Raw genomic sequence first — 15,710 nt, 5'->3', positions numbered from 1 at the left:
TGCCATGACAATTCTATTCGACCGCCGTTTGACGCGCACGCTTGATACTTTGCTTGCAGACGCGTTGCCCGGAAGCACATTACAGGCCTGGACTTTCGATGACCGGGCGAGCCGCCGTACAGCTGAGCGCGCTTTTGCTGAAAAAGGTGTTACGGCGCGGCTGCGTAGCGCCTACAAGCCGCTTCTTTATGCTTTTTTGGAAGAGATTAATCTCGACGGCGTTGAAAGCATCGAGGTGTTTTATCCCGTGCATCCCAATGCACCGGAAAACAGGTTTCGTCTCGAGGCCTATCCCCTTGCAGAAATGGTCGGAGCGCGCGCGATAAGCTTCACCGCTCGCAAGGACGCGAACCTGCATTATGACGTTGTCCTGCAGCGAACGGGTCGGACAGAGACCATCAAGGTCTTTGCTCCCAATCGTGTGCATGTCGATGCGGCGGACGAAACCAATCTGTCTCCAACCGGCTGGGTGCAGCGTGACGACGAGCCAGGTGTGCGATTGGAAACCGATTATGAATCGCTGTTTGCCTCTGCAATCGATGCTGTTGCCACTTACGACTGGGGCATGGATGAGCCTTATTTCGAAGAGCTCAATATTCGTGTTGCATTTCCTGCCGACGATGAACGGATTGCGGTTGGCGACGAGGCGATAAGCCTGCGTGAAGCGCTGCACGAAGATTTCTACTTTTCGCTTCTGGAATTTTTCCAGAAAAAGTCCGGGCGACCCATTGGCGATCGCGGCTTGAAACCGGGCCAGATCGTGCCTGAGATCGTCAGGGACGGAAATGCCGTCTCGGTCTGCGTTTCTGTGCGCCCGCTGACGACCGGCTACCTTGATGGTGAGGTCCAGGATCTCGATACGGCGACACGCCCGCTAGCCACGCAGCAGATCGTTACCGCACTTTCCGAGGTGGGTGGCGACGCCTTCGAGGCGCGTTCCAGAGCAGGACGTGTGCTGCATGCCCGTTATGTCAATGGTACCGACGCTGCAGTGATGATCAGCGGTGGTCAACATCCTAATGAAACCACTGGCATTTGCGGCGCTGTCAGGGCCGCAAAACAGCTCGTGCAACGGCCGGGCGCACATTTTACGATTTCTCCGCTGGAGAACCCGGACGGTTACGCACTACACCAGCGACTTTGTGTCGATAACCCGCGCCATATGCATCATGCTGCCCGCTACACGGCACTTGGTGACGATCTCGAGTATCGTACCGAAGAAACCGCAGCTGGCCATCTCAACGAAAAGCAAATCCGCTTTGATGCGCAGCAATTGAGCGGCGCATTGCTGCACGTCAATCTGCACGGTTACCCCTCCCATGAATGGACGCGTCCGCTTTCGGGTTATGTGCCGCGCAATTTTGCGATGTGGACGTTGCCGAAGGGCTTTTTCCTAGTGGCGCGTTACCACGCCGGTTGGGAACCGCAGGCCGAACGTCTGCTGGACCGTGTCACACGGCACCTCAGTGCAATACCGGGCCTTCTGGCCTATAATGAGCGGCAGGTTGCGCTCTATGAAATTCATGCAGGAGAAACCGGTTTCCGTGTCATCAATGGTTTCCCGTGCCTGGCATCGGTTGATGATCGCCACACAGTGCCAATGACGCTGATTACCGAGTATCCCGATGAAACCATCTATGGTGATGACTTCATTGCCGGTCATACCGCGCAGATGGAAACGGTACTTTCGGCCTATGAGGCCTGGCAGGATATCGCCGCGACATCCTGAACAGCCACGACCGCTTTATAAAATAAGGGCGACCTCATACGACAAGATGAGGTCGCCCTTTCTTTTTTTGAGAGCGCTTGCTGCCGGTTTAAGCCGGGTGTTGCTGTACGCTTAGTCCGCCGTCGACGGTCAGGCATGTGGCATTCATGAACGGGCACTCGTCCGAAATCATGAACACCGCCGCCATGGCGATTTCTTCTGGCGTGGCGATGCGGCCCGTCGGGTGCAGTTTCATGGTTTCTGCCTTTGCGGCTTCCGGATCCGGGAAACTGTTCCAGTAGTCGATGACTTTCTGGGTCGAGACATAACCGGGTGCCAGCGCGTTGACGCGCACATTTTGCCCCGCATATTCAAGACCGAGCGACTTCGTCAGTCCAAGCAGCGCGTGCTTGGCCAGTGGGTACGGGAATGTGTGCGGAATAATGGTGAAGGCATGGGTCGAAGCTATGTTGAGGATAACGCCGCCACCTGTTGCGATCATATCTGGCAAAACTGCACGGCAGCAATTCCAGGCGCCCTTGAGATTGATATCAAAGCAACGCGCCCATTCTTCATCGGTGGTCGACAGCGGGTCGGAAAACACGTTGACGCCGGCATTGTTCACCAATGCGTTGAGTGTTCCAATTTCGTCCTTTGCATAGGCTACGGCCTCAGCCATTGCGACAGCATTGGAAATGTCGCCAGTGCGGTAGGCGATCTTGTTGCCGGACTGTTTCAAACGTTGTGCGGTTTCAGCCAGCAGATCGCCATCCAGATCAACCAGCAGCAGATCTGCACCCTCGCGCGCAAATGCTTCCGCAATAGCAAGGCCGATACCTTGGGCGGCACCCGTGATCATGATGCGTTTGCCGTTTAATCTGCTAGTCATTTGATGATTTCCTGAACTGGATGCTGAAACCCGACTGAAGTTTTTGGCCGCTTTCAAGGAGGACCAAACCTCCCAAATCAGCCAAATGATGACCATTGGGAAGATGTGTCATCGGCTCGAAACAAAAGAAGTCGCGGCGTTCGGTTGGTGTGTAAAACATAACGACGTCGTTGTTGGGCGTTGCCTCAAGGTCTGCGCTAATGCCGAGTTCCGGCCAGAAGATTTCAGCGCGGCCGTCCCATCCCGAAAACGCATTGTTGGTAAAACGGGCGGGCAGGGTGGTACCGTCAGCAAGACTGATATCCGCAGGAATAGCAGCGACCGGTCCCGGTAGATGCCCTTGGCGTTCTGTCCAGAAGGTCTGGATTGCCGCCTTTACCGTAACAGCTTCGGTGCGCGCAAAAAACGGATGAAAACCAAGGCCAAATGGCATTGGCTTGGCCGCATGGTTCTGCACTGACAGGTCCATTGTCAGGCGCCCTTGGGAGACCGAGATCTTTTGAAGTGCGACATAGTCATACGGCGTTATATCATTGGCGAAATGACGCAGCGACAGTTCTATCGTCTGTGAGTTGCTGACGACGATTGTCCAGTCTTCCAGCCAGCCATCGCCGTGCACATAGAGTGGATCGTTGCTGTTCGGCTGAAAGCAATAGACCTCATCTCCAACATTGAAGCTGTTGAATTCTACCCGATTGCCAAATGGCACGAGAGGAAAACATGCAGCCCGTCTGTCTGGTCCGCCAGCCGCCACAAAGACAGGTGTTCCTTCAAAAAAGGCGGCGCTTACGCTACCGCCCTTTGTTGAAACCCGTACGTCCAGCTGTCCGTCGTGGAGATGATGTCCCGTCTGGTCTGTCACTGGCGGCGACCGGCTGCAGAGGAGCGCAGATTGTCGAGCAACACGGCCAACAACAAGATCAGGCCACGCACCACATATTGGTAGAAGGCCTGAATGTTCAGGAGGTTCATGACGTTTTCGGCAATACCCATGATAAGGACACCAACGATAACGCCGCTAATCGCCGCACGACCACCTGCCAGGGACACGCCCCCGAGAACACAAGCCGAGATAACCGACAGTTCAAGGCCGGTTGCGGCATTGGGCTGACCGGAGGTAATTCTTGATGCAAGCAGTACACCGGCGACGGCGCAGACCAGACCCTGCAACATGAAAATCCAGACACGCATGTTGACGACGTTGACGCCGGCAAGACGCGAGGCTTCCGGGTTGCCGCCGATTGCCAGTGTGTTCTTGCCAAAAACCGTACGATTCAGCAGAAAGCCGAAGGCAATAAACATTGCCGCCATGACCCAGATCGGTGTGGGAATGCCCAGGAATTTGGACAATGCCAGCTGGTAAAAGCTCGGATCATTAATGCCCACGGCGCGACCATCCGACGCGATTAGCGCAAAACCACGGACGATCTGCATGGTCGCAAGCGTGGTGATCAGCGCATTGATGCGGAATTTCGCAATCACTAACCCATTGATGAGGCCAACGGCGCCACCGCAAAGCAGCGCGGCGATCAGTCCGAGGACGATGGAGCCGGTGGCGTTGGAGGCCATGACTGCCACCATGCCTGAAAAGGCAACAGTTGAGCCGACCGAGAGGTCAAAGTCACGTGAAGCCAGGCAGAACATCATGGTGCAGGCAACGATGCCGATCGTCACGACGGATTGCAGCAGACCGAGCATGTTGCGCTCGGTCAGGAAGTTCGGAACGGTCAACGACACGATCACGAAAGCGATGGCAAAAAGAACGACGAGCCCCTGTTCGCCGAGAAGGAGTTTTTTCAGAGAGGTCATCGTGCTTGTACCTGTTGAGTTGGAAGTTCGCTGGCGTTGGACACATCAGGCAGTGCCGCCGCCAATATGCGGTGTTCGTTGAAGTCTGGCCGTTCCACATCGACTGCGACACGACCTTCACACATCACTAGGATGCGGTCGGAAATGCCCATGATCTCCGGCAATTCACTGGAAATGACGACAATCGCCATGCCCTGAGCGGCCAGCTCATAGAGAATTTCATAAATTTCGGCCTTGGCGCCGACATCAATACCGCGCGTTGGTTCATCGATAATCAGTACTTTGACGCCCTGTTCGGAAAGCCAGCGTGCCAGGATGACCTTCTGCTGATTGCCGCCCGACAGGTTGATGATGTCCTGCTGGCGCGATGGGGTACGAACACGCAATTTTGCGATGAAGGTCTCGGCCAGTTCCGCTTCTTTTTTCGGCTTCAACACGCCAAATGGCGAGAAATGGCGTCGCGAGGAAATTGAAATGTTTTCCTCGATGTTGCGGCCCTGAATAATGCCGTCGAACTTGCGGTCTTCAGGGCAAAGAACAATGCCGGCCCGTATCGAGTGGGGAGGGCTGTCAGCCGCGACGGCTTGTCCGTCGACGGTGACTTTACCTTGTGAGCGGGTGTCTGCGCCGTAAACAAGGCGCGACATTTCACTGCGGCCGGCACCAATCAGACCGAAGAAACCAAGGATTTCTCCCTGACGCACGGAGAAACTGATCGGTATGGGTAACTTGTGGCCACTGAGATCTTTGACGTCAAGGCGAACCTCGCCTTTTGGACGGTCACGCCAGCCCCAGATGTTCTTGATTTCGCGACCAACCATCTCTGAAATGATCTGCTCGCGTGTGACATCTGCAATATGAGGGTGATGTGCGGCAAGTTTGCCGTCACGCAGCACCGTCATGCTGTCGCAGAGGCGGAAAATCTCATCCAGTCGATGGGACACGTAAAGGATGACGATGCCCTGAGATTTGAGCTTCTCAATCAGTGCAAACAGGATCTCGCTTTCACGGGACGAGAGCGATGAGGTGGGTTCATCGAGCGCTATGACGCGTGCATCCGCCATGATCGCCTTGGCAATCTCAACCATCTGGCGCGCGCCAATCGATAACGAAGCAACCTTGTCGGAGGGGTCGATATCGATGCCGATTTCGACGAGCTTCTGTTTGACGACGCTGATCATTTCACGGCGGTTGATAACACCAGCCTTGCCCGGAAACCGGCCAAGCCAGAGGTTTTCCGCCACTGTCAGCTCAGGAACGAGTTGCAGTTCCTGATGGATGACGATGACGCCAGCATCAAATGCATCACGCACCGATCGATAATTTTGAACGACACCATCGATAAGGATTTGCCCCTCATCAGCCGCCTGATCGCCCGACAGAATACGGATGAGGGTCGATTTTCCCGCTCCGTTTTCACCCATAAGGCCGTGCACGCAGCCCTTGCGCACGCCGAGAGAAATGTCAGCGAGCGCCTGCACGCCGGGATATCCTTTGGATATCGACCTGAATTCCAGAAAATCTTGCATAGTGCACTCCGACAGGAAATCCGGCCGCCTTAAGCGGCCGGTCATTGCTTTTCGGATCAGTGGTTATTCAATGCCGAGGTCGGCACGAACTGCCTCGTAGTTATCACGCAGTGCGACCTGACCAGCCGTCAGAATAAGCTTTTCCGGCTGTTTGTCGTTGGCAATCCACTCATACATATTGAGAGCGGTTTCATAACCGTGGCGCTTCGGAGAAATGATGACGGTACCGAAGAAACCGGTCGCGTCAGCCTTCTTGAACTCGTTGATGGCAGATTCTGCGCCGCCGATGCCAACACCGATCATGTTGTCAGCCGTAATGCCAACGCTTTCCGTCGCGCGGACCGCACCGAGGACGGCTTCGTCATTCAGGCCGACGGCGACCCACTTCTTGATCTTGGCGTTCTTGTTGAGAACGACGGTTGCTGCGTTGAGAGCGGCTTCCGTATCAGTTTTTGCCTGCGGCGCATCAAAGATGTTGGCCTCTGGGAAACCGGCAGCTTTCAGGGCGTCAAGCGCACCGTTTACGCGGTCAACTGCCGTTGGCAGCTGATCGTAGGAGACACGGATTGCGCCCACTTCGTTCATGTCCCAGCCACGCTTCTTGATTTCATCAACGATTGTCTGGCCAGCGGCCTCGCCGATTTTTGCGGCAGAAATGCCCATATGTGGCACATCTTCGATAGGGCTGCCATCTGCATTTACCAGGCGGTCATCAACCGTCATGATCTTGAGGTCGTTGGCTGCGGCCTTTGCAACGATGCCGGGGCCGAGCTTCACGTCGGGGGTGCAGATGATGAAGCCCTGCGCGCCCTGTGCGCCTAGGTTGTCGATGGCGGATTGTACCTTTTCACCATCTTCAGCGCCAATCTTGACAAGGGTAAAACCCTTTTCCTTGGCGGCGATGTCAGCGAATTTCCATTCGTCCTGAAACCATGGCTCTTCCGGCTGCTTGACGATAAAGCCGATCTTGACGTCGGCGGCGAATGCGGAGGTCGCGGCGAATACGGCGACAGTGCCAGCCAGAATGGCTGTTTTAACAAAGCCCATTGTCTCTCTCCCTAGGTGACTGCCTTTGCAGTGTTTGTTGTTTAGTTTCTTTCATCATATTCGTCAATTGCATTTGTATGATGAATAAAAAGTCAGTATATGACATATAGCGGTCGTGATATGCGACACGGCATCGCCATGTGAGTGAAACTGCGATAAGGATCGCGACATGTGGCGAAGCAAGCGGGAGGTTAAGAGTGGCGTTGCAAGAACGGCAGGAACAGGCTGTGCCAGCCAATGGTGCCGGGAGCGTCAAACGCCCTCGTGTCCAGAAAAATGTAACGCGAGCGATTGCGACTGATATCTTTGCCGATGTGTTTCCCGCAGGAAGCATGCTGCCCACAGAAAATGAGCTGTGCACGCAATATTCCGTCAGCCGGACAGTGATCCGGGAGTCTTTGAAGATTCTCGAATCCAAAGGCCTGGTACGTGGACGTTCCCGTATCGGCACGCAGGTCTGCGTCAAGGAAGACTGGAACATTCTCGATCAGCAGGTTCTGGAGTGGATCGGTCCGCGCATTTTTGAACTGGATCTTTTGCAATGCGTGCTCGATGCCCGCCGGGCAATCGAGCCGTTTGCTGCGGAACTTGCCGCGCAACGCGCCAACATGCAGGAGATTGCCGAGATAGAGCAGGCTTGGCAGCAGATGCGTGATTCTGAAGGCGATGTGGAAAAATTCACGCAGGCGGATGTTGCCTTCCATGCCGCTTTGCTCAAAGCCAGTCACAATCAGGTTTTCATGCAGCTCTCGAGCATTATCAGCGCCGCGCTGGAGTTTTCCCTGCACGCCTCCAACGAGGCGGTGGATACCCGGGTCGAGGCGCTGGATGTGCACTATCAGCTTGTTGAAGCGTTACGTTTGCGGGATGCGAATGCGGCACGGACATGCGCCAACCATATGCTCGAAATTGCAGCGCGCGATCTTGCAATCGCTGTGCGCAAACATCCCGATCACTGTCCCGTCTGATCGCGGATTTCCCTTCCGGATTTTATTGCTAGATGAGTGAAGCTTCATGAAAATTACGAAACTGACGACCTACATTGTCCCTCCGCGCTGGATGTTCCTGAAGATTGAAACGGATGAGGGAATTGTCGGGTGGGGTGAGCCGGTTGTCGAAGGCCGTGCGCTGACCGTTGAAGCAGCCGTGCATGAACTGGCAGATTATCTCGTTGGCAAGGATCCAATGATGATCGAAGACCACTGGCAGGTCATGTACCGCGGTGGTTTCTATCGTGGTGGCGCCATTCATATGAGTGCGCTTGCCGGTATCGATCAGGCGCTTTGGGACATCAAGGGCAAGGCGCTGGGCCAGCCCATACACGCTTTGCTGGGTGGACAGGTCCGTGATCGGATCAAGGTGTATTCCTGGATCGGCGGTGACCGGCCGAGCGATGTGGCCAACAATGCCCGTGATGTGGTTGCCCGTGGTTTCAAGGCAATCAAGCTCAATGGCTGCGAGGAAATGCAGATCGTTGATACCTGGGAAAAGGTTGAAAAGGCCGTTGAAACCATCGCGATCATTCGCGAGGCCGTAGGCCCGCATATCGGCATTGGCGTTGATTTCCATGGCCGTGTGCATCGGCCGATGGCCAAGGTCCTGGCCAAGGAATTGCAGCCCTATAACTTGCTTTTCATTGAAGAGCCGGTGCTGTCTGAAAACCGTGAAGCGCTGAAGGAAATCGCCAACCATTGCTCGACGCCGATTGCGCTTGGTGAACGTCTCTATTCACGTTGGGACTTCAAGTCTGTTCTGTCGGACGGCTATGTTGATATTTTACAGCCGGATCTATCCCATGCCGGCGGCATTACCGAGTGCCGCAAGATTGCAACCATGGCCGAAGCCTATGACGTGGCGCTTGCTCCGCATTGCCCGCTTGGTCCAATTGCTCTTGCTGCCTGCTTGCAGGTTGATGCCGTGAGCTACAATGCCTTCATTCAGGAACAGAGCCTCGGCATTCACTACAACAAGTCCAACGATATCCTTGATTACATCTCCAACAAGGACGTGTTCCAGTATGCCGATGGTTTTGTTGGCATTCCGCAGGGACCTGGCCTCGGTATTGAGGTTGATGAAGCCTATGTGATTGAGCGCGCCAAGGAAGGGCACCGCTGGCGCAACCCGGTCTGGCGCCATGAAGATGGCAGCGTCGCCGAGTGGTAATGCTGCGACAGGTGTGATGACCCAAGCACACAGAAACAAACGCCGTGACATATCCCTGTCACGGCGTTTTCTCGTTGTCTATTTACGGCCGTTATTTGCTGCGGCGGATACGCCTAGTCGACGCCACAATCGCCTTTTTAGATGCAGAAAACCGCGGAATTTTTCGACGGTTTTCCTCAACATCAGACTTGCGGCAGGATCAGATCATTCTGCTGCAAGCTGCTTAGGGCTCAGGCGCAGCGCTGCAGCGCGGCGGTGACCTTCAAGCTGTTCTGTCGCGCTCTGGCGAACAGCAGCAGGAGCAACCGCAGCAACGCCACGTTCATCAAGCCACTGGTGGGTGGCAATCTTCACGTAGGAGCCAACCCAAAGGCCTCCAGTATAACGACCCGCGGCCATGGTTGGCAGCGTGTGGTTGGTGCCGCAGCACTTGTCAGAGTATACAACGCTTGCAAGTTCACCGATGAAGATAGAGCCGTAGTTGCGCAGCTTTTTCGCTGTCGCCTTCGCGTCGCGCGTGTGAACCTGAAGGTGCTCAGTTGCGATGTAATCGGAATAGGCGATCATCGTTTCCTCGTCCTCTACGAGGGTAACTTCGCCGTAGTCCCTCCACGCGACGCCGGCCACAGCCGCCGTAGACAGTGTTTCGAGCTGCTTCTCGACTTCCTTTATAGTCTCTTCCGCGATCTCACGGCTGGTCGTTACGAGGCCAACACGCGTGCGCACATCGTGCTCGGCCTGGGCCAGCATATCGGTTGCAAGTGTTGCCGGGTTGGCAGTTTCATCGGCGACGATGAAGATTTCACTTGGACCCGCCAACTGGTCAATACCAACTTGGCCGAAGACCTGACGCTTGGCCTCGTTTACAAATGCATTGCCCGGACCGACGATTTTGTCGACGGCAGGAATGGTCTCGGTCCCGTAAGCCATTGCTGCAATAGCCTGTGCACCGCCCACGCGGAAGATACGATCTGCGCCAGCGAGGTGGCAGCCAGCGATCATTGCAGGATGCGCATTTGGCGGCAGGCAAGCAATAACCTGGTCACAACCAGCGACCTTCGCTGGGACAATCGTCATGACTGGTGCCGAAAGAAGCGGATAGCGTCCACCTGGCACATAGCAACCGACGATCTCAATCGGAATAACGCGGTGCCCCAAGTGCAGGCCCGGCAGGCTCTCGATTTCAAGCGGCAGAATCGTGCCGAGCTGAGCCTCTGCGAAGCGGCGGACGTTTGCAATGGCAAACTCGGTATCTTCGCGTGTCTGTGGGTCGAGATCAGCAACAGCCTTCTGCTTCTCTTCCTCTGTAACTTCAAATTTCGCGACGTCGGCTTTGTCGAAGGTGAGCGAGTATTCACGAACCGCTGCGTCGCCACGCTCGCGGACGTTCGCGATAATGTCCTTCACCGTTTTTTCGACGGGAGCCGTATCGGAGACAGCGTCTCGCGTAGGTTCTTTAATCTTGATAAATTTGCCTTCCAGCGCATTGAGACGCGACGTCATCGAAACCTCCTATGTGGGATGATTGACGTGAGCATCTTCCAAGGTGAGCTTTCCGGCAATTGCCCCTAAACCACTTGTTCATTATATTCACCACATTGAAGAGTGTTTGCCGGTGCTGGGTATCTCACCAGGGCTTGGGGTGTCATGGTCGTCCGCATACAGAACCAGAAGGGCCTGACTGATGCCTAAAATTGGGAGTAAGCTTCGAGAGCTCCGGCGCCGCCGAGACTTGGGAGTTAGGGAACTGGCAGCGCGCTCGGGCATATCGCATTCGACGATTTCCCTTATCGAGCGTGACCGGATGAGCCCGTCAATAGATACGCTTGGTGCGGTTCTGGATGCACTTGGTACGACACTTCCGGGTTTTTTCTCTGATCTCCAATCCAGTCTGCCGTATTCACCCTTCTACTCGTCCGCAGACCTCGTGGAGATTGGAAAGGTTGATACAATTTCATATCGCGTTATCGGACTGGACCATCCCAACCGGCAACTCCTGATGTTGCATGAGCGCTACGCGCCTGGTGCAGACACTGGCGAGGAATTCACTCACGCGGCCCAGGAAGCGGGAATGGTACTGTCGGGAATGGTTGAGATCACTGTGGGCAACGTTAAAAAGGTCCTGAAGCCTGGGGATGGATATTATTTTGATAGCAGGCTTCCCCATCGATTCCGCAATGTAGACGAAGGGCCTAGCGAAATCCTGAGCGCGATTACACCACCGACTTACTGATGTTCAAACCTACAGAAGGGTGGTGAGTATAGTGAACAAGGTGGTTAACCCCGCTTTTCAAAGTTTGGAAACGTGCTTTCCTATTGGCCGGTCGATAACACAAAGGGGAGCGTCCGATGAAAATCTTTAAAGCTACAATCATTGCATCCACCATCCTGATGGCAGGCAGTTTGAGTGCGCAGGCACGCGATCTGACAGTCGTGTCTTGGGGTGGAAACTTTCAGGATGCTCAGCGTAAAATCTTCTCCGAACCCTATGCAGCCGAAACTGGTAAGCCGGTTCTCGACGAAAGTTGGGATGGTGGCTACGGCGTTTTGCAGGCCAAGGTCAAGGCTGGCGTTCCCAACTGGGATGTCGTCGAAGTCGAGGCTGAAGAATTGGCGCTGGGTTGCGCCGACGGCATCTATGAAAAAATCGATTGGGAAAAACTTGGCGGTAAGGACGCCTACCTTCCTGCGGCGGTCAGTGACTGCGGCGTTGGCAACATCGTATGGTCGACTGGCCTTTCTTATGACGGAGAAAAGCTAAAGGAAGGCCCGAAGACTTGGGCAGACTTCTGGGATACGCAGAAGTTCCCTGGCAAGCGCGGCTTCCGTAAGGGTCCGAAATACGCCCTCGAGTTCGCTCTGATGGCAGATGGTGTACCTGCCAAAGAGGTCTACGACGTTCTCAGTGGTGAAGGTGGTGTTGATCGCGCATTTAAAAAGCTCGACGAATTGAAGGCCGACATCATTTGGTGGGATGCAGGCGCTCAGCCGCTGCAGCTCCTGTCGTCGGGACAAGTGGTCATGACCACGGCCTATAATGGCCGTATCAGCGGTATCAACCGCTCGGAAGGCAAGAAGTTCGGCTTTGTGTTCCCGGGTAGTATCTACGCCATCGACAGCTGGGTTATTTTGAAAGACAGCCCGAACAAGGACGCGGGCATGGATTTCATTAGCTATGCGAGCAAGGCTGAAAATCAGGCCAAGCTGCCCGAGTATATTGCTTATGGTCTGCCAAACCTGGGAGCGACCAAGTTGGTCCCTCAGCAGTTCCAAGAAGAACTTCCGACGACTGAAGCAAACATTAGTGACGCAATCCCGCTTGATGTAGACTTTTGGACCGACAACGCGGAGGAGCTGACGCAACGCTTCAACGCCTGGCTCGCGCAGTAAGCGCCAGCCTTTTCATGTCCTGATATCCGTTGCCTGGAAAAGGGCAGCGGACCTTCCCTCATCAGAGAGGAGGGAGGTTGCGTTATCCAATACGAGTATAGGTTATGATGAGCGACGCGTTTATAAATTTCGACAAAGTCAGCAAAGCGTTCGGCATCATGACTGTTGTTGATAATCTAGACTTGTCTATCGGCAAGGGTGAGTTCGTCAGCATGCTTGGGCCTTCCGGGTCTGGAAAGACGACGCTTCTCATGATGCTGGCAGGGTTTGAGAGCCCGACTAGCGGTTCGATCTCAGTTGCTGGTAAGCGCGTCGATTCCCTTCCTCCCCATAAGAGAAATATGGGTGTCGTTTTTCAGAACTATGCACTCTTCCCCCACATGACCGTTGCTGAGAATGTGGCGTTTCCGCTGAAAATGCGTGGTGCCTCCAGGAGTGAGATTGTTGAACGGGTGACAAAGGCGCTCGACATGGTTCAGCTTGGGGCGTTTCAGGAACGTAAGCCCATACAACTGTCCGGTGGGCAACAGCAGCGCGTTGCTTTGGCCCGCGCATTGGTTTTCGAACCAGAAGTCGTCTTAATGGATGAGCCATTGGGGGCTCTCGACAAAAAGCTTCGCGAGCAGATGCAAATGGACATTCGCGATCTTCATCACCGCTTGGGTCTCACCATTGTCTTCGTCACACATGACCAGACAGAAGCCCTGACAATGTCGGATCGTATCGCGATTTTCAATCATGGAAAAATTGAACAAATCGGAGGTCCGTCGGAAATATACGACAGGCCAAGAACTCAGTTCGTCGCTGAGTTTATTGGAGAAACAAATCTACTCTCTGGAAAGGTGACGTCTTCATCTAACGGCCTTCTTGACGTTTCGTTGGAAGGCAGTCAGCCGATAAGGATAGCTTCTACCGCAACGTATGAGCCTGGAAAACACGTTAAGGTATCGGTCCGCCCGGAACGGATTGAACTCGGCACGGTCGGTGAGGGCCAAAACGAGCTCAAGGTGAGAGTGACTGACATTGTCTACCACGGAGACCATCTTCAAGTGGAGGTCAATGCTGGTGGTCGGAGGCTTGTCGTCAAAGCCAATCGAAAGGCCGTGGCTCCAGAGATTGGGCAAGACATTGCTGCGTCGTTCAGCCCCGAACAATGTTGGATCGTCACATGACGCAAACATCGTGGCTCTCCAAACAAACCAAGTCGTTCGCTCTCATTGCGCCACTCGCAATTTTTCTAGTTTTCTTCTTCGTGGCGCCTCTCTTCACGATGATGAAGTCCGCTGTTTCTGATCCGGTCGCGTCAAATGCTCTTCCTACGGTTTCAGAGGCATTGGAAGGTTGGGATCGGTCATCGACACCGTCTTCAGAGGCACAAGCGGCGCTGGCCGCTGATATACGTAATATCAGTGATGATCAGTTATTCGGTGATCTCGTCCGTCGACTGAACAGTGCTAAGTCCGGTTTCCGCACTCTGATGACCAAGACACGTAACGCTGTTGCGGAGAACCAGACGGTCGCCGACCTTGTGTCCGTTGACACGCGGTGGAGCGACCCGGCGTTCTGGATCGCAGTTCAAGACGCGGCGAGCGCCTCCCTTACAGACAGAAACCTGCTGGCAGCTGTCGATCTGCAACGAGACGCCAGCGGCAACATTGCGAACGCTCCGGAGGGTACCTCGGCCAATCGCACTACGCTGATCCGTACATTGATCATGGCAGGCATCGTGACAATCTGCTGTATCGCTGTGGGCTTGCCGTTCGCGATGGTTGCTGCATCAACGACCGGGTGGAAACGCCAACTGCTTCTGGGAGCTGTACTTCTTCCACTCTGGACTTCATTGCTGGTGCGCACTGCCGCTTGGTACATTATTCTTCAGGACAACGGTCTCATCAACTTGACGCTTCAAACGCTTGGATTGACGAGCGGGCCTGTTCCTCTGATCTTCAACCGGCTCGGCGTCGTTATTGCGATGACTCATGTGCTCCTACCTTTCATGGTCCTACCAATTTTTAGCGTTCTTATCGGTATTCCCAAAAATCTTATGCCAGCGGCAGCCTCATTAGGCGCTTCACCTATCCGCGCATTCCTGTTGGTTTTACTTCCGCTCAGCCTTCGCGGTGTCGTATCAGGCGCGCTGCTCGTCTTCATGAGTGCTCTCGGCTATTACATCACGCCTGCGCTTATCGGTGGAGCGCAAGATCAGATGATAAGCTCGGTTATCGCCTATTATGCGACTGGTGCGGCAAACTGGGGGATGGCTGGCGCTCTCGGTATCGTTCTGTTGGCAGCAACGATGATCCTCTATATTGTGTACCTTCGTCTTTCCTCCGAGGAGGCGCGCACATGAAAACGCTTACCGCCAGCAAAGCCGTATTCGGATCGGCCGTAATTTTCTTCCTTATGGCACCGCTGTTCGCAATTCTTCCGCTCGCTTTTACAGACAGCATTTTTCTCAACTATCCCATCCCTGGGTTTTCATTCAGGTGGTTCCACGAGTTGTTCACGGCTGACGCGTGGCGTCGGTCCATAATCAACAGTCTTTTGATCGGAAGCGGAACGACTATTTTAGCGACCATCATGGGAACTGTTGCAGCTCTTGGATTGCGAGGAAAATCGGTTTCGCTGCTGTTTAGCTTCTTTCGGACGTTGTTCCTCCTGCCAATGGTTGTTCCGGCAGTCGTGCTTGGGGTGGGTATGCAATTGATGTTTGCTCAGTATGGTCTCGCCAACACATATGTTGGCGTTATCATCGCGCACACTGTTATTGCTATCCCATTCGTAGTGGTCAACGTTACTGCGGCACTGCAAGGGATTGATCGACGGCTTGAGAATGCCGCAGCAAGCCTTGGCGCATCGCCACTTGTCGTCCTTCAGAAAGTGACCTTGCCGCTTGCCATGCCGGGTATTGTGTCGGGTGCTGTTTTCGCCTTCGCCACATCCCTGGACGAAGTTGTTCTAACGCTGTTCGTTGCGGGGCCCAATCAGCGCACTGTTGCCCGCCAGATGTTTTCGACAATCAGGGAAAACATCAGCCCTGCAATTGCGGCTGCAGCATTGCTGTTCATTGTGGGAACCGTGCTAATAGCGGGACTGGTCCTTTTGGCTCAGAAAAAGAGCCCGCGGGCGTAAAGACAAGTCACCTGCGCTGCCGTCATTGCGTTAGTGACGCAAT

General features: G+C 54.5%; 14 protein-coding genes. 8 read left to right on the top strand and 6 right to left on the bottom strand.

Translation table 11 applies throughout. The features are described 5' to 3' along the window. The first annotated feature begins 4 nt into the window (after positions 1 to 4). Entirely contained in the window at positions 5 to 1,729 is a 1,725-nt protein-coding gene (locus IB237_RS14515) for a M14 family metallopeptidase (protein ID WP_192489355.1), read from the top strand. Positions 1,730 to 1,817: 88 nt separating this feature from the next. On the opposite strand, the gene IB237_RS14510 is transcribed toward IB237_RS14515, so the two are convergent. From IB237_RS14510 to IB237_RS14490, 5 genes are all read right to left on the bottom strand, one after another. After that, positions 1,818 to 2,597, bottom strand: coding sequence for an SDR family oxidoreductase (locus IB237_RS14510; protein ID WP_192489354.1), 780 nt, complete (start codon positions 2,595 to 2,597; stop codon positions 1,818 to 1,820). Further along, a complete protein-coding gene (locus IB237_RS14505) occupies positions 2,590 to 3,459 on the bottom strand; it encodes an aldose 1-epimerase (protein ID WP_192489353.1) in 870 nt (289 codons plus the stop codon). Before IB237_RS14505 ends, IB237_RS14510 begins: the two co-directional genes overlap by 8 nt. Beyond that, entirely contained in the window at positions 3,456 to 4,406 is a 951-nt protein-coding gene (gene araH, locus IB237_RS14500) for an L-arabinose ABC transporter permease AraH (RefSeq protein WP_192489352.1), read from the bottom strand. Before araH ends, IB237_RS14505 begins: the two co-directional genes overlap by 4 nt. Beyond that, on the bottom strand, positions 4,403 to 5,935 hold the full coding sequence (araG, locus tag IB237_RS14495; RefSeq protein WP_192489351.1) for an L-arabinose ABC transporter ATP-binding protein AraG: 1,533 nt from the start codon (positions 5,933 to 5,935) through the stop codon (positions 4,403 to 4,405). Before araG ends, araH begins: the two co-directional genes overlap by 4 nt. 63 nt (positions 5,936 to 5,998) lie before the next feature. Then, positions 5,999 to 6,982 carry an arabinose ABC transporter substrate-binding protein gene (locus IB237_RS14490; protein WP_192489350.1) on the bottom strand — a complete coding sequence of 328 codons (984 nt, stop codon included), beginning with the start codon at positions 6,980 to 6,982 and terminating at the stop codon, positions 5,999 to 6,001. A gap of 203 nt (positions 6,983 to 7,185) precedes the next feature. On the opposite strand from IB237_RS14490, the gene IB237_RS14485 reads away from it, so the two are divergent. Next, the gene (locus IB237_RS14485) at positions 7,186 to 7,950 is read left to right on the top strand and encodes a FadR/GntR family transcriptional regulator (protein WP_192489460.1); all 765 of its coding nucleotides are present in this window, start codon (positions 7,186 to 7,188) and stop codon (positions 7,948 to 7,950) included. 46 nt (positions 7,951 to 7,996) lie between these two features. Then, complete coding sequence (gene dgoD, locus IB237_RS14480) at positions 7,997 to 9,145, top strand: galactonate dehydratase (RefSeq protein ID WP_192489349.1); 1,149 nt, start codon at positions 7,997 to 7,999, stop codon at positions 9,143 to 9,145. Between the two features lie 204 nt (positions 9,146 to 9,349). Here the strand turns inward: dgoD and hisD are convergent, their stop codons facing one another. Further along, positions 9,350 to 10,648, bottom strand: coding sequence for a histidinol dehydrogenase (hisD, locus tag IB237_RS14475; protein WP_192489348.1), 1,299 nt, complete (start codon positions 10,646 to 10,648; stop codon positions 9,350 to 9,352). Between the two features lie 181 nt (positions 10,649 to 10,829). Between hisD and IB237_RS14470 the strand changes: the two genes are divergently transcribed. The 5 genes from IB237_RS14470 (at position 10,830) to IB237_RS14450 (ending at position 15,667) form a co-directional block, all read left to right on the top strand. Further along, positions 10,830 to 11,378 (top strand): cupin domain-containing protein, encoded by a 549-nt coding sequence (locus tag IB237_RS14470; RefSeq protein WP_192489347.1) that lies wholly within the window; start codon positions 10,830 to 10,832, stop codon positions 11,376 to 11,378. 116 nt (positions 11,379 to 11,494) lie between these two features. Then, positions 11,495 to 12,535: an ABC transporter substrate-binding protein gene (locus tag IB237_RS14465; protein ID WP_192489346.1), complete on the top strand. Its 1,041-nt coding sequence runs from the start codon at positions 11,495 to 11,497 to the stop codon at positions 12,533 to 12,535. A gap of 107 nt (positions 12,536 to 12,642) precedes the next feature. Beyond that, positions 12,643 to 13,707 (top strand): ABC transporter ATP-binding protein, encoded by a 1,065-nt coding sequence (locus tag IB237_RS14460; protein ID WP_192489459.1) that lies wholly within the window; start codon positions 12,643 to 12,645, stop codon positions 13,705 to 13,707. Beyond that, complete coding sequence (locus tag IB237_RS14455) at positions 13,704 to 14,885, top strand: ABC transporter permease (RefSeq protein ID WP_192489345.1); 1,182 nt, start codon at positions 13,704 to 13,706, stop codon at positions 14,883 to 14,885. The genes IB237_RS14460 and IB237_RS14455 overlap by 4 nt, the downstream gene beginning before the upstream one ends. Continuing rightward, a complete protein-coding gene (locus tag IB237_RS14450) occupies positions 14,882 to 15,667 on the top strand; it encodes an ABC transporter permease (RefSeq protein WP_192489344.1) in 786 nt (261 codons plus the stop codon). Before IB237_RS14455 ends, IB237_RS14450 begins: the two co-directional genes overlap by 4 nt. Positions 15,668 to 15,710 lie beyond the last annotated feature (43 nt).

This window comes from Agrobacterium sp. AGB01 (genome assembly GCF_014851585.1).
GTDB lineage: Bacteria > Pseudomonadota > Alphaproteobacteria > Rhizobiales > Rhizobiaceae > Agrobacterium.
This window is presented reverse-complemented; position numbering and strand designations above follow the sequence as displayed.